The organism is Halomonas sp. AOP25-F1-15 (assembly GCF_052378675.1).
Taxonomy (GTDB): domain Bacteria; phylum Pseudomonadota; class Gammaproteobacteria; order Pseudomonadales; family Halomonadaceae; genus Vreelandella; species Vreelandella casei.
The window spans coordinates 372,060-392,464 of record NZ_JBQSXV010000001.1 but is presented as its reverse complement, the minus strand read 5'-3'; the positions used below and the strand labels follow the sequence as shown (position 1 = coordinate 392,464).

Here is a 20,405-nt window from a genome sequence, read left to right as displayed (position 1 = left end):
GAGTAGTGGCGCGCCTAAAGGAGCCAAGACACCGCCAAAAGCTATTTTAAAAAGGCCATACCTGAGGAATCAACACCAGCGCTATCGCACCGGTTAACACATTTAAACCACTGCCTAAGCGCAGAAAGTCACTCACCCGATAGCCGCCGGGGCCATACACCATCAAGTTCGTTTGATAGCCGATAGGCGTTAAGAAACTGGCCGAGGCAGCAAACATAACGGCCACGACGTAAGGCATCGGACTAACGCCTAAACTTTCTGCAGCGCTCATCACGACCGGGAAAATAATCACTGCCGCAGCGTTGTTAGTGACTAGCTCTGTGAGAAGCGCTACGACACAGTAGGTCCCTATCAGCAAGAGTAGAGGATTACCCGCCACTAGCGCCAGCAAACCACCGGCAATCACTTCCGCCGCACCGGAGCTTTGTAGCGCGGCCCCGACGCCAAACGAGGCGGCAATAGTTAGCAGCACCTGGGTATCAAGGCCTCGCTTAGCCGCCCCCACCGAACAACAGCCGGTGAGTAGCACTAGCGCAGCCCCTAACATGGCGGCATTGAGCATGCTAAGCACGCCCAGCGCTGCAAGCACCACGGCACCCAGTAAGATCCCCCACGCAAGCGGCGCCTTTTCATGGATCGGCCGTGCTGACCCATTAAGCTCGCTTATCAGCAAAAAGTCTCTGGACTGACGATGACGTTCAATAAACGGTGGGCGTGCTTCTAGCAGCAGCACATCCGCTGACTGCAAGCGCACTTGACCTAAATTCCCTTTTACCCGCTCACCGCCACGGCATATCGCCAGCACCGCTGCGCCATACAGCGTTCTAAACCGTCCATCGCGAATACGCTGGCCAATAAACTGGCACTGGTCAGACACAACGGCCTCGACCAAACGGCGCTCTTTAAACTCTTTCTCTAAACTGGAAGTGTCGTCTCGAGAAGGAATGAGGCCACGGATTTGCTGGAGCTCTACCGCTGCATCGCTGGTTCCGGCAAACACTAGACGGTCGCCACCTTTAAGCTGCTCCCCCGGCCCGACAACGCTGACAATATTGCCTGCACGCTCAATCTCCACCAGGAACAGCTCCTGTAGATGGCGCAGCCCGGCTTCCTCCACGCTACGGTCGACCAGTACACCAGCTGGGTCTACCTCCATTTCAATCGTGAACTCACGCGGATTGGCAAACGCACTGGCCACCCCGGAACGCGCCGGTAGCAACCGCGGCCCTAGTGCAATCAGATAGACTAGGCCCGCTATGGCCACGGGAATCCCGACCCAAGCGAGATCTAAAAGGCCCATGCCGCGCTCGGGATAACGGTCAAGTAACAGTCCATGCACGACCAAGTTAGTACTGGTGCCGAACAGGGTAATGGTGCCACCCAGGATAGAAGCAAAGCTGAGCGGCATGAGCAGCCGCTGTGGAGATAAACGCAGCCGCCGGCTCCAGCTCATCACCGCGGGGATATAGGTAGCCACTACCGGGGTATTATTGACAAAACCACTGAGCATCGCCACGGGTAATAGCAGGCGCGTCAGGGCGCCTCTTTCGCTCGCAGGGCGCCCCAACACATAGCGAATAATGAGATCAATCCCACCGGTTTCACGAATGCTAGCCACCAGCACGTACATAAACGCGACGGTGAATAAACCGCTATTGGAAAAGCCGCCTAACGCCTGCTGAGGATCAATGACTCCCAGCGTCATCAGCACGATAACCGCACCCAGCAAAATAATGTCGGGCCCGAGGCGTGAAAAAGCCATGAGCGGAAAGATCGTAACCACCACTGCTACCGCAATCCATGCATCCAGCGACATACCCACCCCATTCTTAATCCACAAGCATGGGCTATTGTGACGCCAACCGCATATTCTAAAAAGTTATTTTTAGAAACACCTAAAGAACAAAAAAGAATATAAGAGTAGCCATAGTGGCGTCAATATCGCGGCTTAGAGCACTCTCTAAATGACGGGCAACAAAAAGCCCCGCGCTTGGCAGGGCTTTACGATCAATCAACGCTAAGCGCTAATTGTTAACATCTCATGGTTTAAGAATTAACTTAAACAACTTTGATGTTAGAAGCCTGAAGGCCTTTTTTACCCTGAGTGACGTCGAAGGAAACCTTCTGGCCGTCCTGCAGAGATTTGAAACCTTCAGACTGAATTTCAGAGAAATGTGCGAACAGGTCGTCGCCATTGTCGTCAGGAGAAATGAAGCCGAAGCCTTTAGTGTCGTTGAACCACTTAACGGTACCAGTTGCCATGATCGAAATCCTCGATGTAGCTAATCAAAACCGGGAAATACCCGAATTACAGTGGGTAGAACAAGAAACTTTCACCAGAATTAACGCTTGAGGCGTTTCTATACTGCTGACAACGTTCGACTTGCTAACCAACTGAGCGTATTTTGCGCCTAACCCATGCACCCGTCAACACTACTATAATACCTAGCTAAAAGCCCCTAAATCCCTGGACTTTCGCTGAATTTCAGCTATGTGGCGCTAAGATCCAATCGGCAGCCTTCTCGGCAATCATTAAGGTTGGAGAGTTCGTATTGCCACTGGTAATGGTGGGCATGATGCTGGCATCAGCGACTCGCAAACCGTTGATACCGCGCACTCTAAGCCGGGCATCCACCACCGCCATAACATCGTCTTTGCGACCCATGCGCGCAGTGCCAACGGGGTGAAAAATGGTCGTTCCTATATCGCCCGCCAACCGGGCAAGCTCATCATCACTTTGATACTCAGCGCCCGGCTTCACTTCTTCAGGCGCATATTTGTTAAAAGCAGGCTGCTCGGCAATATGCCGAGTGACGCGCAGTGAGTCCGCTGCCACCTTACGGTCTTCAGGCGTACTCAGATAGTTAGGCGAAATGGCCGGCGCTTGATGCGGGTCACTGCTTTTTAGACGCACTGTCCCTCGGCTGGTGGGGTTCAAATTACACACGCTTGCGGTAATGGCTGGGTATGCGTGCAGCGGTTGGCCAAAAGCCTCAAGGCTCAGCGGCTGCACATGGTATTGAATATTGGGGTGCGCGTGCTCTGGCGAGCTGCGAGTAAATGCCCCCAGCTGCGAAGGCGCCATGCTCATAGGCCCAGAACGTTTGAGTAAATATTCAAGCCCGATACCGGCCTTTCCCCATAGCGTACTGGCCATGGCGTTTAATGTTTTGCCATTGGTAATTTTATAGACTGAGCGAATCTGCAGGTGGTCCTGCAGATTCTCGCCGACGCCCGGCAGCTCATGTACCAAGGTAACGCCGTGTTTGCGTAACAGCTCGGCAGGCCCCACGCCGGAAAGCTGCAGCAAGTGCGGCGTACCAATGGCACCGGCACATAGCACCACTTCCCCACTCACTGTCGCTCGCTGGACACTGCCATTGCGCTCAACTTCAACGCCCGAACACCGCGGCATACCTCCCTCATCGTTAAAGCACAGCCGATTAACCTGCGTGGAATGCCATAGCGTTAAGTTGTCGCGCTTAAGTGCCGGGCGTAAAAATGCTTTAGCGGTATTCCACCGAAAGCCCGAGCGCTGATTGACGTCGAAGTAGGCCACGCCCTCGTTTGAACCGCGGTTAAAATCGTCGGTTCGCGGGATACCCGCCTGCACGGCAGCTTCGGCAAAATCGTCTAACACGGGCCATTTCAGGCGCTGTTTTTCGACCCGCCATTCGCCGCCATGCCCATGAAAGTGGCGATGTTTAGCGTCGCCATCGCCGCCCGCATCTAATCGATAGTGGTCTTCGTGTTTGATAAAATCGGGCAAGCAGTTTTCCCAACGCCAAGCATCGTCTCCCGCCACCTCAGCCCAGTGGTCGTAGTCTCGCGCCTGGCCGCGCATGTAAATCATCCCATTGATGCTGGAACAGCCGCCCAGGGTTTTGCCGCGTGGATAAATCAATGAACGGCCGTTGAGCCCTTTGTCGGGCTCGGTGCGAAACAGCCAATCGGTACGCGGGTTATTGATGCAGTAGAGATACCCTACGGGAATATGAATCCAGTAGTAGTTATCCCGCCCTCCCGCTTCTATCAGCAGCACGCGATGTTTGGGGTTTGCGCTCAAACGATTGGCCAGCAGGCACCCGGCGGTGCCTGCGCCGATAACAATATAATCATAGTGGTTATTAGCTAGTTCTGGCATCACGGACTCCGGTAACGTTAAGGCGCTACTTCGCCATCAGTAGCGCTGTACTCGCGTGCGTGCCAACCTTTGCCACCTGGGCGTTGTGGCTAAAAAGCGCATTAATTAATTGGATTGTTGTTGTCATGGGCCTACCTTTAATAAAAAACGTGTTTTGAAAAGGCTGCTGATAAACGTATAACTAGAGACTAGCCTACTGAGCTAGCCAAGGGAGCCTAGGCGTTAGTTTAATGCCGCTGTCGCAAGCTAAGCCCCAAGTCCCAAGCCATTAATAGGCTTAAGCTCGAACCGTATCACTACCGCCACTGGAGTGCTTTGAATGACCCGACTTCCCCTTTTTCGTCCATTAGCACTTTGCGTAGTGGCCGCTGCAGGCCTCGCCAGCCCGTCACTTCAAGCCCAGGCGACCGTTGAAGCTACGTTTGCCGGCGGCTGTTTTTGGTGTATGGAACCACCTTACGATAAGCAGCCAGGGGTCAGCGCCACCATTTCTGGCTACATCGGCGGCGAGCTAGAGAATCCTAGCTACGAGGATATTTCGCGGGGCGGCACTAGCCACGCTGAAGCTGTCCAAGTTGAATACGACCCGGAAGAAATCAGCTATTCGCAGCTATTAGACATATTCTGGCGCAACATCGACCCCTTCGCGGTAGACCGACAGTTCTGCGACGTGGGCGATCAATACCGCTCGGCGATTTTTTATCATAATGAAGAGCAGCGAGAACTGGCTGAAGCGTCCAAAACCGACATGGAGGCTCGCTTTGACAAGGATATCGCCACCCAAATAGTACCCGCCACAGCATTCTGGCCTGCGGAGGAGTACCACCAGGATTATTACCAGAAAAACCCGGTGCGCTATAAGTTCTATCGCTTCAGCTGTGGGCGCGATGGACGTTTAGACGAGGTGTGGGGCGAAGAAGCTGGTGGGCCAGAGTTCTAAAAACCTTGCCATATAACACCACTTATTATCAGATGCTCGCCTGACGCCAGCGCCGCTGCTTCTTTACCAGAGTCGACTGGTCGACCCCCAATGCAGTGGCTGCAGCGCGGGTAGAGCCATGGCTAGCAAGTGCTTGGTGAATTAACTGCTGTTCGAAGTGCATGACCTGTTGGCGGAGGTCGCCACTAACATGCTTTACACAAAGCGTGGCACAGGGAAATACCTCGTTCGGCAACGACGTAGCGGTTATTAGGTCTTCTAACACCGTAACGGCTAAACGCTCGGTTAAATTAATCAGCTCACGAATATTGCCAGGCCATGGATAGCTGGAAAGTAGTTCCAAGGCCTCCGGATCCCATCGCCGACACAGCCCATGCAGCTTATTAAAATGACTCAAATAATAGCTAAGTAGTGGAATAATCTCATCGCGTCGCTGTCGTAAAGGCGATAACCACAAAGGCACCACACTAATGCGATAAAATAGATCCTCGCGAAAGCAGCCTTCTTTTACCCGGTCATGTAAATCCTGATGAGTAGCAGTAATCAAGCGCACATCGGTTTGACGAAACGCCGTTCCACCGACCGGCAAATAGCGATTTTCCTCCACTACTTTGAGCAGTTTCACTTGTAACGCGAGCGACAGGTCTCCAATTTCATCCAGAAATAGCGTGCCACCATGGGCAACATCCAGCAGCCCCTGCTTGCCTTTTGGTGCCGCTCCGGTAAAGGCACCAGCGGTATAACCAAACAGCTCTGCCTCCAGCAGCCCTTCAGGGAACGCTGTACAGTTAAGTTCCATAAACGGCCCATCCGCGCGATCACTGTGCTGATGAATATAGCGTGCCAATAGCGTTTTACCGGTGCCCGTCTCGCCTCGAATAAGTATCTTCGCGGACGTTTTTGCTACTCGCCTGGCCAGTTCAAAGCAAGGCTCCGTTTGTCGGCTGATAATCACCCCAGACGCACTTAGCGCCGTTACTTCCGGCACCTTAAACGTCTCACGCATGCGCTGAATCTGTTCTAACTGCTCCTGAGCGTGTTTCGCCAACAGCAACTCGGTAATATCACGCACACTAGTGACCACATACGCAATCGAGCCATCGGCTTTGAACATGGGCGTGCCGGTTACCACGATTTTCCGGCTATCATGAATAGTCTGCACCAGTGTAATCGGACGACGCTCACGAATAACTTCCAACGAGGCCGATTTAGAGATAAACCCCGCTTTCACCAAGTCGGCCATATGAAAGCCCACCACCTCTGCCCGAGAAATTCCGGTGATACGCTCATAAGCCTTATTGATCGTGACCGTAATCCCGCTGGCATCGGTGATATAGACACCATCGTGCAAGGCATCCAACAAAGAACTCAACGGCTCCTGATCAAAACCAAAAGCATCAACGCTTTGGGCCTCGCTAGGGGGGGTAATGCCCGTTACACGATAACGCATACACTCACCCACCAATCGACCTGGCGCCTTATTGCACTGCGCCTCTTCAATATCGGTGCGGGTTAATACTCCAATCACCTGGCCCTGGATATCAAATACCTCCACTGCATCAGTACCGTGCAAGTCAAATAACGGCAGCGCGGCTTCCAACGAAAGGCACTCGTCGATACGTTGCATAACAGCTCCCCCTGATAGACCACGCCCACCGCTTTCGCGGTGGACATTGATTTTCTACCTAATAGCGTTTAAGCCACTATAGAGGCAGTGTCTGTTATTTGCGCAATGGCACCTCCGGCTCGGGATCAGCCTCCGGTAACAATGCCTCGTCCCAGTCCTTCACGAAGGTTTTATCCACCTCACCTGAGAAGAAGCGTTTGCCGTAAATTAACGCGCAGAGCAAGATACCCACCGCAAAAGCCCAGGTAGCGCCTTTAATGACCAGCATGGCAGCAATAATTCCCGCGATACCTAAGTCTCGCTGGCTGCGCGCTTCCATAATGCCAATACGTACACTCACGTAGCCCTGAATTAACAACGTCAGCGCCAATGCAATCCCCAGGATGGGCTCCACCAAGCTAACAATTGGCAACAGCAACAAACCGGTATTCGTGCCCCAGCGGAATGAGCCGGAGCCGCCGAAGATAGAGTTCATCGCTGCTTTGCCCTGCTTGTAACGCTCCACCGTTACTACATGCATCGCTGCCCACAGCGGGCCACACATCACCACATCGGGACCAAAGATACTCATTCCGAAGTTACGCCCACCAAAAATCATGTGTGCACGATTAGGGTTATAGTCGATTTTTTCGTCCTGGCGTTTCTCATCAGCCTCTTCCAGTAACGCCTTGCTTTGAAGCACATCGCCAAACAGCACAATGTAAGCGGCGATAACTGTAGGTAACGCGGTCAAAAACATCGTCAACGGCGGCAAGCCAACACCAAACACCGTGTATTCACTAAACATCAGCGCGAAATCAGGCTGGCTAAACCCCCACTCCACATCAGGCCACGGTGCTTCACCAAACAGTGGTGCCACCACGATGGCCAGTACAATAATGGGAAAAATACCCAACTTACCGATCGCGCCCCAAAGCCCGCCCTGCGCTTTCAACTTATTAAAGTGCTTAGAAAAAATCAGATAGAACGCAACGCCTACCGCAATCGCAATGGTAAAAGGATACTGCTCAAAGCGACCACCCTCATCAAACACCACGACAATGGCCGCCAGCCCAGCGCCCATAATGACACCCGCTTTAATAGCAGAAGGGATTAGCCGCACCACCTTGCTAGCCATACCCGTTACCCCAAGCCCAAGCGCAATAATCCCCAATAGCATCTGAAAGGCAATCAGCGCATGAACTCTGTCTACCCCCTCAGGAAAGGTCGACACATAAGCCATCAACAGAGGAATAGCGGGGGTAATCCAACCTGGGATAACCGGATCACCCAGCAGATGATGCATCAAATAGAGCAAGCCATTTAAAATTACAATGGCCAACGCTGCTTCAAACGGCATGCCTAGTAACTGCATCATCAATGGAATGGCGGCAAGATCCACCGCACACATTAATAGGCCCTGCAGGTAATCGGGCAGTTCAAAACGGTAATGATAAAACGGCAGGCGTAGCTTAAATGGCCCTAACGGGGTGTACGGGCTCTCTTCACCGTCAACGCGATGTTTCCAAGCACTCATGGCATGGGCTCCTATTTTAAAATTGTTAGTATTTTTTTAATAAACGTTTTGTCGTTATGGCGTTTTAATTAGCGGCGCATTAATAAGCGTCGTGGTAAATCGCCTCAATATCCGCAAGCGTTAATACCCGCGGGTTATTACGTAGCAAACGTTCCACCTTAATGGCCTCGGCGGCCAACTCGGGAATGGCGGATTCAGGAATATCAAAAGAGCGTAAACCGGCAGGAATCTCCACATCAGCACACAGCTTATGCATGCGCTTGATAACCGCATCGGCAACGGCATCATCCGAAAGCCCAGCCACGGGTTCATCAAAGGCCACCGCAATGCCACGAAAGCGCTCGACGCAGGCCAACTTGTTCCACTCCATCACAAATGGCAATAAGAGTGCATTGGTTACTCCATGAGCCAAGTGGTAACGACCACCTAATGGATATGCCAAGGCATGCACCGCCCCCACACCAGCATTACCAAACGCCAATCCCGCCAAGAGACTGCCAGTAGCCATGTCTTCACGGGCTTGAAGGTGGTTAGGGTTAGCAAATGCCTTGGGTAGCGCATGGATGATCAAGTTCATGGCTTTAACCGCTAAGGCATCGGTAATCGGCGTTGCGAAGTTAGAAAGGTAGGCTTCTATCGCATGCACCAACGCATCGACCCCGCTGGCCGCCGTTACTGAACGCGGGCAGCTCAGCGTCAACTCCGGCGCTACAATAGCTACGTCAGGTAGTAGGCAATCACTTACTATGCCCTTTTTCATCTTCTGAACTTTATCCGACAAAATTGCGATATTGGTTACTTCAGATCCTGTGCCCGCCGTGGTTGGCATGGCGATTAAAGGCACCTCACGTTGGGCAACTTTATTTTCACCAAACAATCCCTCAAGCGGGCCTTCATAGTGTGCATATACCGCCACGCACTTGGCGATGTCCATCGCACTTCCGCCGCCTACGGCGATAACGCTATCATGCTGACCACCATTAAAAGCACGCGTGCAATTTTCAACTATTTCCACTTCAGGCTCGGGCGCAATCTGATCAAATACTGCATAGGGCACATTTAGCGCCATGAGCTGCTCGGTGATGATATCCAGCGTGCCTGAAGCCACCACCCCCCTATCGGTCACGATCAACGGTCGTTGCATCCCCAGCGACTGCACATAGAGCTGCAACTGCTGGGCAGCTCCGTGACCAGTGACCAGCTTACCCGCGCTTTTAAAGCTACTTACTTGATTAAAAGGACTTAACTGCATGTGACGTTTCCTATAGAAATGTTATTGATTGTTCTACCAGCGCTGCTAATACGAAGGCGATTTCACCGGATAACAAATTCAAAGCAAATGCCATGCCAATAATATAATAATCATAAGTTTATGATTTAATTAAAATAACTGAATAAAAAAAATAAAACACTGATTAGGAAAAGAAAAAAATCATCAAAAAATACTTGATCGATGAAAAAAATCATCAGTAATGCAAAGCGCTTTTAACAAGCGTATGGAACCACTCCCATAATTCATTGCCCGACAATAAGTGCTTCATTGTGCATAAGCACTCAGTTTGTACTAAAGTGACCCTACATTAGAAATAGACCGGTCGATTAAGCGCTCAGGAGCTGGGCGATTTGGCCAACACGTTGACCTAAAGATAGGAGATCTTATGAGCAACAATATCACGACGATTAATCCGACTAACGGCGAAACCCTCGATACCTATGCGCTAATGAGCAGCGGTGAAGCCAAGCAGGTAGTGGATGCTTGTTACGAGGCGTTTCTGGAATGGCGTCTTGAGTCTCTTGAAAGTCGCGCTAAAACGGTTAAAGCGATTGGCCAAGCGCTTCAAAAGCATAAAGAAGCACTGGCCGATCTGATGGTCAAAGAAATGGGCAAACTGCCTGACCAGGCGCGCCAAGAAGTTGACCTGTGTACTGGCATTTGTGATTACACCGCTGAACATGGCCCTAAAAAATTAGCTGACGAAGAGCGCCAGCCTGGAAACGGTGAGCGCGGCTTTGTTACCTATTCGCCGATGGGCGTCATCTACGGCATTCAGCCTTGGAACTTCCCGGCTTATCAAGTCGTGCGCTACTCAATCGCCAATCTAATGGCGGGTAATGGCGTATTGCTTAAGCACGCCGAGAACGTGACCGGAAGCGGCCTGTTACTGGAAAAAATCTATCGCGAAGCGGGCCTTCCCGAGAACGTTTTCCGCACGCTTGTGATATCTCACGACGTGTCTGATGAAGTCATTGGTCATTCTGCGGTTCGCGGCGTCACGCTTACCGGCAGTGACGGTGCAGGCCGCAAAGTCGCCGCTAAAGCCGCCGAACATTTGAAAAAGACCGTGTTAGAACTAGGCTCCAACGATGCTTATCTTGTGCTTGACGATGCCGACCTCGATCTCGCGGTAGAAACCTGTGTTCAAGGGCGTGTCTATAACGGTGGCCAAACGTGCGTTGCGGCTAAACGCTTTGTGGTGACTGAAAAGAACTATGATGCGTTTAAACAACGCTACGTGGCTCGTATGCAGGCACTGACCGCAGGCGATCCCAACCAAAAAGGTAGCGACCTTGGCCCCATGGCCCGCGTTGATCTGCGCGATGCTCTTCATAAGCAGGTAGAAGAGAGCGTAAGCAAAGGCGCAAAAATTCTCTGCGGCGGTGAAAAGCCCTCAGGTAAAGGCGCGTTTTACCCGGTCACCGTGCTAGACAACGTGACCCCTGGGCAGCCCGCTTATGATGACGAACTGTTTGGCCCGGTGGCGGCACTGATTCGCGCCAAAGACGATGAAGACGCCATGCGTATCGCCAACGACAGCCGTTATGGTCTGGGGGGCGGGATCATCTCTAAAGACGTTAAGCGCGCGACAGAGCTTGCCAGCAAGTACTTTGATACCGGCATGGTATTTATCAATGGCTTTGGCGTCGCAACACCAGAAATGCCCTTCGGCGGTGTAAAAGACTCTGGCTATGGACGCGAGCATGGCGGCTTCGGCATGCTTGAGTTCGTCAATGCCAAGTCGGTGATTGTGGTTAAGGAGTAAGTCATCAGACAAGACCACTAAGCTGCTAAAACTAGAACCTCGCAGGCCATTGCCTGCGAGGTTTTTTATTGCGATCACGTATTAGATAGTGCTGGCTCGACGCTGCCAAAGCCCCAATGCAGCCGCCACGATAAGCCAGGTGATTAGTGCAGCGATAACATCATCCAGCACAATACCTAAACCACCCGGCACCGCCTCTGCTAAATGTATCGGCGGTGGTTTTAACGCGTCGAAAAAACGATAAACGCCGAATGCCAGTGCCATTACCAGCGGGTGGCGGGCCGCTTGCAAACCAATTACGGCGAGAGGAAAAGCTACGTACTCATCGGCCACAATGCTGCCATGATCCAAGCCGGCAAAATGCAGCGAAGCGACATGGCAAACCGGTATCGCAATGGCTATCAATACCGCTATGATCGCCGCCTGATGAGACGTCGGCCTGCCCAGCAGCCACCATGCCAGTGGAACACCCAGCAACGAGCCAAACGTACCCGGCGCTATTGGCGCCAGCCCTAGCCCAAAGCCAGTGGCCAGCCATAGATTGAACGTTTCGAGCATTAACCAGCCTGCTGAGCTTGGTGCTCGAGCTCAGTCGTCATCTCTTTGGATAGATTAAGAGCACTGGCCAGCTGGTCTAGCCAAGCACGTTCCATCGGGTTTTGATCGTCAGTGACCGCCACGCTGATCAAGTACATCTCACGCGCGGCCTGTGGGGAGTCTGCTTCGCGAGCCAACGCCTGGGCATCCAGCGGTGCTTTTAGCTGCTGCTCTACCCAGTTGTGCATCTCCTGGTCGGCCCCTAGCGCATCAATTTGTTCGGTAATCAGCGCCTGCTCTTGCTCGTCAATGTGGCCATCGGCGCGTGCGGCCATGATCATCGCCTGCAGCAGTTCAAGACTACGCCGCTCTTGGAATTCACCGCTGAGCACTTCTACCCGCTCGCCCTCTGCCGCACTCGCCTGTTCAGCGGAGGGCTGCGCGCCGCCGTCCTTAGCAGTTTGTGAACTCTGCCACGCTTTCCAAGCTAGCATGCCCACACCTGCAATAGCGCCATACTTAAGCGCTTTGCCGCCCATGCTGCGGCCACGCTTGGAGCCTACTAGCATGCCCATAGCACCGCCGCCCAGCAGGCTCTTTACGTCAAAACCACCGGAGGATCCGTTGCCTTGACTACTGCCGCCACCGCCGCCTAAGTGCTTAGAAAGCCCGCTCAGCATTCCCTTAACATCGACACCGCTGCCACTACCGCCCTTCTGGCTACCGCCGGCTTGCTGCATCAACTGCTGCAAAATTTTGCTTGCGTTCATCCTTGTACTCCTAGGTCGATATTATCTTTAGGCCCGTTTAAAGATTAACTCACGTTATAAAACATACTGTATGAACGCAGCGTGAACTAACGCTGGCTCAGACAGCAAAGACTGAGGCATTAAAGACTGAGGCATTAAAAAGCTTAGACATCAAAGAAGTGCGCCCTTTATTTCCACCGAACTACCGTGGCGGCTGGCACGCACGTCTATACGGACGGGCATTTGCTCTTTGAGTTCGCTGACGTGTGAGATAACACCAATCATGCGCCCGCCCATTTGCAGCTCGCTAAGCATGGCAATGGCCTGATCCAAGGCATCTTGATCCAGGCTGCCAAATCCCTCGTCAATGAATAGTGTATCCAGCTGAATACCGCCAGCGTAAGCCTGCACAACGTCCGAAAGCCCCAGCGCCAGTGCTAACGCGGCCATAAATGATTCACCGCCGGAAAGTGTCGCTACCGAACGATTTTTGCCGGTATAGGTGTCCGCTACATCTAGCTCAAGGCCTGACGCTTTGTTGCCTTTTGACGGGTCTTCTCGACGCACTAGCTGGTAGCGTCCGCGACTCATGCGTACCAGCCGCGCTGAGGCTTGAATCAGCACGTCATCGAGCAGCACACCAAGCACAAAGCGTTGCAGGCTAATACGATGCCCGGTGCGGCCATTAGCAACCTCGCTTAGCGTGCCCCACAGCTGGTACTGGGCTTCAAGCGCCGCCTGAGCCGTGTGGGCCGTCTTAAGCTTCTGCTGGGTATTGGTTAACTGGGCTATGCGTGCCGCCAGGCGTTGATAGGTTTCATCGCAGGTTTGCTCGCGGGCCTGCGCTACGGCCACCCGTTCAGCGAGTGCCTTTACGTCAGGCGCTGCCAGCCCCTCAAGACGCGCCTTGCTGGCTTCAAGCTGGCCCTCTAGCTTGGCAAGCTCTTGCTGAAAGTGCATAACGGTTTCAACCAGCGCTTGGCGCGCCGATGTTTCCAAACGGGCCTGCAAAAAACCTGCATCATTTTCAAACACACTACGTTCAAGCGCGCTACGCCACTCTTGCTGGGCGGTCGTTAATGCCTCGCTCGTTGCTGTTGCACGCTGGGCGCTACCCGCCAGCGTAGTGTCAGCCTGGGCAAGCGCTGTTTGTACCTGATGGGCAGTCTGCTGAGCCGATTGCCATGCCGTCTCGCCCTGCTGAATTTCACCCTGCAAGCGGGTCAGCTCTGCCTGTAAGGCCTCCAACGATGAGTATGCTTCAGGCAGCGACGCGCGCAGCTGCTCACACTGAGCCTCTAACTGGTGGCAGCGCTTTTGAGCACTCTCTACCCCAGGCTGTTGAGACTTTATCTGAGCATCCAGCGTTTTCCACTCGCTACGCCGCTGCTCAAGGGTAAGCTCCTGCGTCTGTATGTGTTGAACAAGCGCTTGATGGCGTTCCAAAGCGCGCTGGCTCTCTTGGCAGGCGGCCTCCAATGCCGTGAGAGGCTCACTACTCCACTCGCCTAGCGTGCGGCGTAATTGCTCACTCTGCTCATCGCTATAGCTAAGCTGCTGGGCTAGCCGCTGCTGCAGCTGCTGGGCTTTCACCAACGCCTGCTGGGCTTGCTCGTAGTCCACGCGCGCACGCTTTACATCCGCCTGGGTCACGGGCGCTTGGTCTCGCGGGGCAGGCGCGGGATGCTCGCAGCTGCCGCAAACTGGGCAAGGCTGGTGAATCTCCAACCGAGCTGCCAGGAGCGCTGCCTGACCCTGGTGCCAATGCATTTCTTGCTCAGTGGCACGCTGCTGACAGCGCTCGAGGGTTTGCTGGTGACTTGCTACTTGGCTACTCGCCTGAGCTACCTGTTCGCTGAGCACACTGCGCTGAGTCTCAAGTCCCGCCAACGTGTGCCGCTGGTCGCGCAGGGTCTGGCGGCCTTGCAGCACTGCTTCACTGCCTGCCAAGCTATTGCGCTCCGCCTGCTCCGCTTTCAACTGCGCGGCTAGCGCCTCCCCTTGCTGAGCGATGGTATCGCGCTGGTGTAATTGCTGGCCGACGGTCTGATCTAACGCCTGCCACGCCTCACGGGCTTGATGCAACGTCTTTTCGACACGGTTTAACGCTTGAAACTGCTCAAGGGCTTGCTGTAATCGGCCGACCTGCTCTCGCCGTTCAGGCAGCTGGTGATAATGAGCTTGCGCCTGCTGCAGCACTTGCTGAGCCTGATGGTAGGCCGTGCGCTGTTTTTCGACGCTCGCCTGAGCCTGCCCATACTCTTGCTGAGTAGTCTGCGACGCTTGTTGCGCCATGTGGAGGCTGTGAAACGGCGCCGCCAGCTCCTGCGTTTGCTCATGTGCGCTTAAACGCTCTTGGGCGTGATTGACCTCAGGCTGTTGCTGTAGCAGCAGGCGATGCTCTTCAATCAGCGCCGTCTGGCGATCAAACAACGCCTGATGCTCTTGCCCCTGACGCTCGGCCGCCTGCGCGTTTTCACGCTGCTGCTTAGCGGCGGCTAACGCATCGTTGGCGACCTGCTGATCTGGCATGAGCGATTCCAGCAGTTCACTCAGCGCCGCTTCGCTTTCAACATCGCTGGCTTCTAAGATGCCTTTTACCCGATGCTGATGATCATTAACGTCCCGCACGATTTGATTAGCCTGGGTACGCAAACGTTCTTCAATGCGCTGAAAAATTTGCGTTTGGAACAGCTGAGAAAAAATGCTTTCCCGCTTGGCAGAATCTGCGATTAGCAGTTCGCGAAACTTGCCCTGCGGCAGCACCATCACTTGGCGGAACTGGTCGGCATTTAGCCCGATTAACGCCTGCAGCTCAGCGGTCGCATCGTTGACCTTACGCGCCACTAGGCAGGTATCTATCTCGCCACCCGTGGTTAGCCGCCATAGCTGCGCTTCAGCACTATGGGTGGTGGTACCTTCACCGCGCGCTTTGGGGCGCTCTTGCTGAGGTACACGCCTTACCCGGTAGTCCACACCGCGCAGGCGAAAACTCAGCGTTACTTCCGTTAACAGCGTATCGGACGCCTGATCACAGCGCATCTGCGTTGGATCGCGGTCATTGCCGGTGGTCTGGCCGTATAGTGCGAAGCAAATGGCATCCAGAATCGAGCTTTTGCCCGCCCCAGTCGGGCCGTTAATAAGAAACAGCGGGCTGGTGCCTAGCGCAGTAAAATCAATGTTTTCAGTCCCTGCGAAAGGGCCAAATGCCTGCATGGTCAGGGTTAATGGCGTCATCCTTGAGCCTCATCGCGCTGTAGCTGGTTAATGAGTTCTGCCATGGCCCGCGCCTGCTCTTCGCTCATCGCCTCTCCGCTAGTCTGATTGAAAAAATCACCAAACATATCCAGCGCATCAAAACGTAAACGCTCCCGATCAAGCTGCTGCCCCCCGCGGGTTTCTAACATGCCCGGCTTTTCGAGATGCAGCACGTTAGGATAAACCTCGCGCAGCTTACCCATCGGATCGAGAATGGCGTGACGATCGGTTAACCGCACCAGCAGGTAATCGTCTGCGTTCTTATCGGTTCGGCCCTGGGCGATCAAGGCGTCAATCTCGCCTTCCAGCACGCGGACTTCTCGGCTTGGCACCAGCGGAATCTGTTCAATCTTCGTGACGCCACCTGCGTCTAAATCCACCAGCGTAACGCCTTTGTGCTGGCGGGCTTCAGAAAAGCTGTACTTGAGTATTGAGCCGCTGTAGCGAATGTGCTCGCCACCGCGATACTGCGGGCCATGCAGGTGGCCAAGCGCCACATAGTCAAAGCCTTGCATCGGCTCCCAGGCAACGCTTTCGGCACCGCCTAAAGTCAGCGGGCGCTCTGAATCTGACGCGCTGCCGCCAGCAACAAAGCAGTGGCTCATCAATATGCAGCGGCGCGTTGGGTGACGCTGCTCGCTAATTCGCTCGACCAAATAACGATGGGCACCGTCAAAATCGTGCACGTCGACCTTAAAGTGACTGCGCACATGCTCAGGATCAGCGTAGGGAATACCGAAAACATCTACCTCAACGCCATCAATAGTGAGCGTCACGGGGGTCGCGAAGTCAGCTAGGTCAGAGAGAATATGCAGCCCGGCTTGACGCAAGTGGCGTGCGCCAAACCGCAGCCGTTCAGCGCCATCGTGATTGCCTGAAATCATGATGACCGGAAGTTTGCGCACCTCACACAGCGCGTGAAGCACCTCATCCAGCAGCGTTACCGCGGCGGAAGGAGGCACCGAACGATCGTAAATATCACCCGCGATCAATACCGCCTCGACCTTTTCACGATCAATGATCTCAAGGAGTTGGCTGAGCACATGGCGCTGATCATCCAGCAACGAAAGGTTGTGAAATAGCCGTCCCAGGTGCCAATCAGCGGTGTGAAGTAGTCGCATAACAGGCTCAATTGCAAAGGGTGTAGCGGCATCATAACAATCAACCCACACAATCTCCCAATAACAAAAAGCCCCGCTCGAGGCAGGGCTTTCAGACACTAGCATGGCATATTAGCGACGGAAGGCATCTGGGTAGCTGGTTAAGTCAACGTTCCACATCACGGGTAGCAGGAAGTAAACCGCTGCCACGATTAAAAGCATGGCAATGATGTTGATCCAGAAGCCGGTACGCACCATTTCAATAATTTTAAGCTTACCGGTGGCGAAGATAATCGCGTTTGGTGGAGTACCCACCGGCAACATAAAGGCGCAGTTAGCCGCCATGGCAGCAGGCACCATCAGTACGAAGGGATGAATATCCAGCGCCAATGCCAGTGACGCCAGCACCGGAAGAATCATCGTCGCCGTTGCGGTATTCGAAGTGATTTCGGTTAAGAACAGTACCATACCGGTTGCCAGCAGGATCACTAGCAGGAAGTTAGCACCTTCCAGCACGCTCATCTGTCCGCCGATCCACTCTGCTAAGCCTGAAGAACCAAAGCCTGCGGCAATGGCCAAGCCTCCACCGAACAGCAGCAAAATGCCCCAAGGTACGTCTTTAGCAACGTCCCAACCTAGCAGGCAGCCGCCTTTGTTTTTGGAGGGAATCAAAAACAGCAGAATTGCAGCAAAAATCGCGATCATCGTGTCACTGATACCCGGAATATTGATGATCTGCCCTTGCCATAAAAATGAGCGGGTGATCCACAAAAAGGCGGCCAGCAGGAATACCGCCAGCACCGCTTTTTCTTCAAAGCTAGTAGTGCCTAAGGCAGCCTTTTCTTTGTGGATGAGTTCACGTCCGCCCGGCAAATGGTTAAATTTGATTCGGAAAAATACGCGAGTCAGCAGCAGCCATGTGGCGAATAGCAGTACCACGACAACGGGAAAAGCAAACATTAACCAGCCAGCAAAAGAGATCTCGATACCGAAAAGCTCGTTAACAATTGCCGCGAGAATAATATTCGGCGGCGTGCCAATCAGCGTACCCAGGCCACCGATAGTACCGCCATAGCCAATACCAAAAATCAACGCTTTGCTAAATTTATCAATTTCGCCGCTGTGATCCTCATCACTTTTTTTCAGCTCTTGGCTCACTTGGTAAACAATAGCCGACCCGATCGGCAGCATCATCATGACTGCCGCCGTATTGGATACCCACATCGATAAAAAGCCCGTGGCGGCCATAAAGCCAAACACGATGTTATTAATGCTGGTACCCAATACGGCAATAATCGACAGCGCTATACGCTTGTGCAAATCCCACTTTTCCATGGCCAGCGCGATCATAAAGCCGCCTAGGAATAGGAATATGATCGGATTACCGTACGCAGCGGTGACCTTACTGCCTTCAAGCGCGCCGGTAATCGGCAGTAAGATGATGGGCAATAGCGAGGTAACGGGAATAGGGATGGCTTCCGTGATCCACCATACGGCCACCCACAGCGTGGTCGCAAGCACCATACGCCCTTCAAAGCTTAAGCCTTCGGGATGAAAAAACATCACGACAAAAGCAAATAGCAAAGGCCCAAGCAGTAACCCCACCTTCTGCGGCGGCGTGTAGGCCGGTGGTTTAGGGTCAGGGGATGGCTCGCGCTTGGCATTGGAAGCCGCTGCCTTCGCGGCACCACCGGTGGGCAGTGCGCACATCAATAGGTTTTTGGCTTGGTAATGGGAATTCCATAGCTGATCCCACACCGTCATCAGGGCAGTTTTATGCATACAATTAGCGTCGCTTTCGAGATATTAGTGATTGGATGTCGAGGATGCACGCGTAGTCGGTTAGCCTACTAACACGCGTTGCGGGTATTCCTATGGCGCCCTTTATTTCACTGCAATAGGTATTCAGTCCAGTCATTTACCCGAATTTACCACCAAAGTCTAACAGCCTTTAGTTCTAATCATTAGCTATCGCTAGCTATTAAAACGGCTTTATTAGCTCGCAAGCTACTGCCATGATTAATTAATTTATTATATGCAGAGTAAGGAGCCGCGTATGCTAGACCGATGGACGATGCCGCTGGCTCAGCGCCCTCTCAAGCGATTCGCCAACGCGTTGCACAAATGGCGTATAACGCCGGACCAGGCCACGCTCTGGGCTTTCTTGATCGGCATGACCACCCTGCCACTGTTAGCTTGGGAGCATTATGGTCTCGCCTTACTCGCCATTGTGCTCAATCGCATCGGCGACGGCGTGGACGGTGCATTAGCACGCATAAGTGGTCGCACCAGCGAGGCAGGCGGGTTTCTTGATATCGGGCTAGACTTTGTTTTCTACGCGGCTGTCGTGCTTGGTTTTGCGCTGGCTAATCCAGCCCAAAATGCGCTTGCAGCGACCCTGCTGCTGTTTGCCTTTATCGGTACCGGCACGTCGTTTCTGGCATTCGCCATTGCCGCTAAACAAAAATCCCTTACTCGCCCCAACTTTCCTAACAAAGCGTTCTATTATTTAGAAGGATTAACCGAGGGCACTGAAACCGTACTCGCCCTGGTGGTTTTTTGCCTTTTCCCTGGTCACTTTTCGACCCTGGCGACCCTTTTTGCCAGTGCATGTCTTGTCACCACGGCAACACGTCTATGGGGAGGCTACTGGACACTGCGCAGGCATGAAGCCAACGAACGATAGCGTATGCTCAAACGCAGGATGACACGCTCTCTCAGGGATGATGACAGATGAAAGATCGTGATTTAACGGCACAGAATCATTTATTCGCAGCCTTGCCGGCTGACGCTCAGCGGCGGCTTACTCCGCTAATTGAACCGCTCCACTTGTCGTTAGGCCAGGTGCTTTACGAGCCAGGTGTTACGCTTGCGCACGTTTACTTTCCAATTAACGCAATTGTTTCGCTGCTGTATGTTACCGAAAACGGTGACTCGGCGGAAATATCGGTCGTCGGTAACGAAGGGTTGGTTGGCATTGCCGTGTTTATGGGTGGGGAAAGCACAACGAATCGCGCTATCGTGCAAAGTGCCGGGCACGCGCTGCGCTTACCCGCGGCGAGCTTACGCGAAGAGTTCGGCCGCCATGAAGCAATGCTCCACTTGCTCTTGCGCTATACCCAAGCGCTGATTACTCAAATGGCGCAAACGGCGGTGTGCAATCGCCACCACTCGATTGACCAACAGCTGTGTCGCTGGCTGCTGCTATCGCTAGACCGACTGCCCGGCAACGAGCTCGTCATGACGCAAGAACTCATTGCCAATATGCTTGGCGTGCGGCGTGAAGGCGTCACCGAGGCGGCCGGAAAACTGCATAAACGCGGTGCCATTGACTATCGACGCGGGCATATTACCGTTCTAAACAGAGCATTACTGGAACAGCTTAGCTGTGAGTGCTATGCCGTCGTAAAAGCAGAGAGCGATCGTTTAATGCCCTATCAACGCGCTTATAGCTTTAAATAAACGGGTTGTAAAAAACCAATCCAAAATAACC

Annotated in this window: 15 protein-coding genes; 4 read left to right on the top strand and 11 right to left on the bottom strand. The window is 53.4% G+C overall.

All coding sequences use genetic code 11. The annotated features are described in order from the left end of the window. Nucleotides 1–46: 46 nt before the first annotated feature. From ACT3TF_RS01705 to ACT3TF_RS01695, 3 genes are all read right to left on the bottom strand, one after another. Nucleotides 47–1,816: an SLC13 family permease gene (locus tag ACT3TF_RS01705; protein ID WP_444625217.1), complete on the bottom strand. Its 1,770-nt coding sequence runs from the start codon at nt 1,814–1,816 to the stop codon at nt 47–49. 242 nt (nt 1,817–2,058) lie between these two features. Beyond that, nucleotides 2,059–2,262, bottom strand: coding sequence for a cold-shock protein (locus ACT3TF_RS01700; protein ID WP_008958127.1), 204 nt, complete (start codon nt 2,260–2,262; stop codon nt 2,059–2,061). Nucleotides 2,263–2,485: 223 nt separating this feature from the next. Beyond that, entirely contained in the window at nt 2,486–4,144 is a 1,659-nt protein-coding gene (locus tag ACT3TF_RS01695; RefSeq protein WP_444671445.1) for a GMC family oxidoreductase, read from the bottom strand. 319 nt (nt 4,145–4,463) lie between these two features. Here ACT3TF_RS01695 and msrA point away from each other — a divergent pair, with 319 nt between their 5' ends. Further along, the gene (msrA, locus tag ACT3TF_RS01690) at nt 4,464–5,084 is read left to right on the top strand and encodes a peptide-methionine (S)-S-oxide reductase MsrA (protein ID WP_444671444.1); all 621 of its coding nucleotides are present in this window, start codon (nt 4,464–4,466) and stop codon (nt 5,082–5,084) included. Nucleotides 5,085–5,112: 28 nt separating this feature from the next. Here the strand turns inward: msrA and ACT3TF_RS01685 are convergent, their stop codons facing one another. The 3 genes from ACT3TF_RS01685 to ACT3TF_RS01675 form a co-directional block, all read right to left on the bottom strand. Then, a complete protein-coding gene (locus ACT3TF_RS01685) occupies nt 5,113–6,711 on the bottom strand; it encodes a sigma 54-interacting transcriptional regulator (protein WP_441684503.1) in 1,599 nt (532 codons plus the stop codon). Between the two features lie 94 nt (nt 6,712–6,805). Next, nucleotides 6,806–8,227 (bottom strand): hypothetical protein, encoded by a 1,422-nt coding sequence (locus ACT3TF_RS01680; protein WP_096278650.1) that lies wholly within the window; start codon nt 8,225–8,227, stop codon nt 6,806–6,808. Between the two features lie 79 nt (nt 8,228–8,306). Then, on the bottom strand, nt 8,307–9,479 hold the full coding sequence (locus ACT3TF_RS01675) for an iron-containing alcohol dehydrogenase (protein WP_441684504.1): 1,173 nt from the start codon (nt 9,477–9,479) through the stop codon (nt 8,307–8,309). A gap of 406 nt (nt 9,480–9,885) precedes the next feature. On the opposite strand from ACT3TF_RS01675, the gene ACT3TF_RS01670 reads away from it, so the two are divergent. Further along, nucleotides 9,886–11,268, top strand: a complete 1,383-nt coding sequence (locus ACT3TF_RS01670; protein ID WP_444671443.1) for an NAD-dependent succinate-semialdehyde dehydrogenase — start codon at nt 9,886–9,888, stop codon at nt 11,266–11,268. 81 nt (nt 11,269–11,349) lie between these two features. Here ACT3TF_RS01670 and ACT3TF_RS01665 read toward each other — a convergent pair whose 3' ends face one another. The 5 genes from ACT3TF_RS01665 to ACT3TF_RS01645 form a co-directional block, all read right to left on the bottom strand. Further along, nucleotides 11,350–11,826, bottom strand: a complete 477-nt coding sequence (locus tag ACT3TF_RS01665) for a phosphatidylglycerophosphatase A family protein (RefSeq protein ID WP_444671442.1) — start codon at nt 11,824–11,826, stop codon at nt 11,350–11,352. Next, nucleotides 11,826–12,575 (bottom strand): tellurite resistance TerB family protein, encoded by a 750-nt coding sequence (locus ACT3TF_RS01660; protein ID WP_444671441.1) that lies wholly within the window; start codon nt 12,573–12,575, stop codon nt 11,826–11,828. The genes ACT3TF_RS01665 and ACT3TF_RS01660 overlap by 1 nt, the downstream gene beginning before the upstream one ends. Before the next feature lie 150 nt (nt 12,576–12,725). Next, nucleotides 12,726–15,791, bottom strand: a complete 3,066-nt coding sequence (locus tag ACT3TF_RS01655) for an AAA family ATPase (RefSeq protein WP_444671440.1) — start codon at nt 15,789–15,791, stop codon at nt 12,726–12,728. Next, nucleotides 15,788–16,933 (bottom strand): exonuclease SbcCD subunit D, encoded by a 1,146-nt coding sequence (locus ACT3TF_RS01650; protein WP_444671439.1) that lies wholly within the window; start codon nt 16,931–16,933, stop codon nt 15,788–15,790. Before ACT3TF_RS01650 ends, ACT3TF_RS01655 begins: the two co-directional genes overlap by 4 nt. 111 nt (nt 16,934–17,044) lie before the next feature. Beyond that, on the bottom strand, nt 17,045–18,676 hold the full coding sequence (locus ACT3TF_RS01645) for an SLC13 family permease (protein ID WP_096282311.1): 1,632 nt from the start codon (nt 18,674–18,676) through the stop codon (nt 17,045–17,047). A gap of 292 nt (nt 18,677–18,968) precedes the next feature. Here ACT3TF_RS01645 and ACT3TF_RS01640 point away from each other — a divergent pair, with 292 nt between their 5' ends. Beyond that, nucleotides 18,969–19,598: a CDP-alcohol phosphatidyltransferase family protein gene (locus tag ACT3TF_RS01640; RefSeq protein ID WP_444625207.1), complete on the top strand. Its 630-nt coding sequence runs from the start codon at nt 18,969–18,971 to the stop codon at nt 19,596–19,598. 47 nt (nt 19,599–19,645) lie between these two features. Further along, nucleotides 19,646–20,374, top strand: coding sequence for a Crp/Fnr family transcriptional regulator (locus tag ACT3TF_RS01635; RefSeq protein WP_444625206.1), 729 nt, complete (start codon nt 19,646–19,648; stop codon nt 20,372–20,374). Nucleotides 20,375–20,405: the final 31 nt, after the last annotated feature.

Coding starts and splice junctions, on each gene's coding strand:
- ACT3TF_RS01685 (WP_441684503.1), bottom strand. CDS start 6,711: ATGCAACGTATCGACGAGTGCCTTTCGTTGGAAGCCGCGCTGCCGTTA.
- ACT3TF_RS01695 (WP_444671445.1), bottom strand. CDS start 4,144: ATGCCAGAACTAGCTAATAACCACTATGATTATATTGTTATCGGCGCA.
- ACT3TF_RS01700 (WP_008958127.1), bottom strand. CDS start 2,262: ATGGCAACTGGTACCGTTAAGTGGTTCAACGACACTAAAGGCTTCGGC.
- ACT3TF_RS01680 (WP_096278650.1), bottom strand. CDS start 8,227: ATGAGTGCTTGGAAACATCGCGTTGACGGTGAAGAGAGCCCGTACACC.
- msrA (WP_444671444.1), top strand. CDS start 4,464: ATGACCCGACTTCCCCTTTTTCGTCCATTAGCACTTTGCGTAGTGGCC.
- ACT3TF_RS01675 (WP_441684504.1), bottom strand. CDS start 9,479: ATGCAGTTAAGTCCTTTTAATCAAGTAAGTAGCTTTAAAAGCGCGGGT.
- ACT3TF_RS01635 (WP_444625206.1), top strand. CDS start 19,646: ATGAAAGATCGTGATTTAACGGCACAGAATCATTTATTCGCAGCCTTG.
- ACT3TF_RS01655 (WP_444671440.1), bottom strand. CDS start 15,791: ATGACGCCATTAACCCTGACCATGCAGGCATTTGGCCCTTTCGCAGGG.
- ACT3TF_RS01665 (WP_444671442.1), bottom strand. CDS start 11,826: ATGCTCGAAACGTTCAATCTATGGCTGGCCACTGGCTTTGGGCTAGGG.
- ACT3TF_RS01660 (WP_444671441.1), bottom strand. CDS start 12,575: ATGAACGCAAGCAAAATTTTGCAGCAGTTGATGCAGCAAGCCGGCGGT.
- ACT3TF_RS01670 (WP_444671443.1), top strand. CDS start 9,886: ATGAGCAACAATATCACGACGATTAATCCGACTAACGGCGAAACCCTC.
- ACT3TF_RS01640 (WP_444625207.1), top strand. CDS start 18,969: ATGCTAGACCGATGGACGATGCCGCTGGCTCAGCGCCCTCTCAAGCGA.
- ACT3TF_RS01645 (WP_096282311.1), bottom strand. CDS start 18,676: ATGACGGTGTGGGATCAGCTATGGAATTCCCATTACCAAGCCAAAAAC.
- ACT3TF_RS01705 (WP_444625217.1), bottom strand. CDS start 1,816: ATGTCGCTGGATGCATGGATTGCGGTAGCAGTGGTGGTTACGATCTTT.
- ACT3TF_RS01650 (WP_444671439.1), bottom strand. CDS start 16,933: ATGCGACTACTTCACACCGCTGATTGGCACCTGGGACGGCTATTTCAC.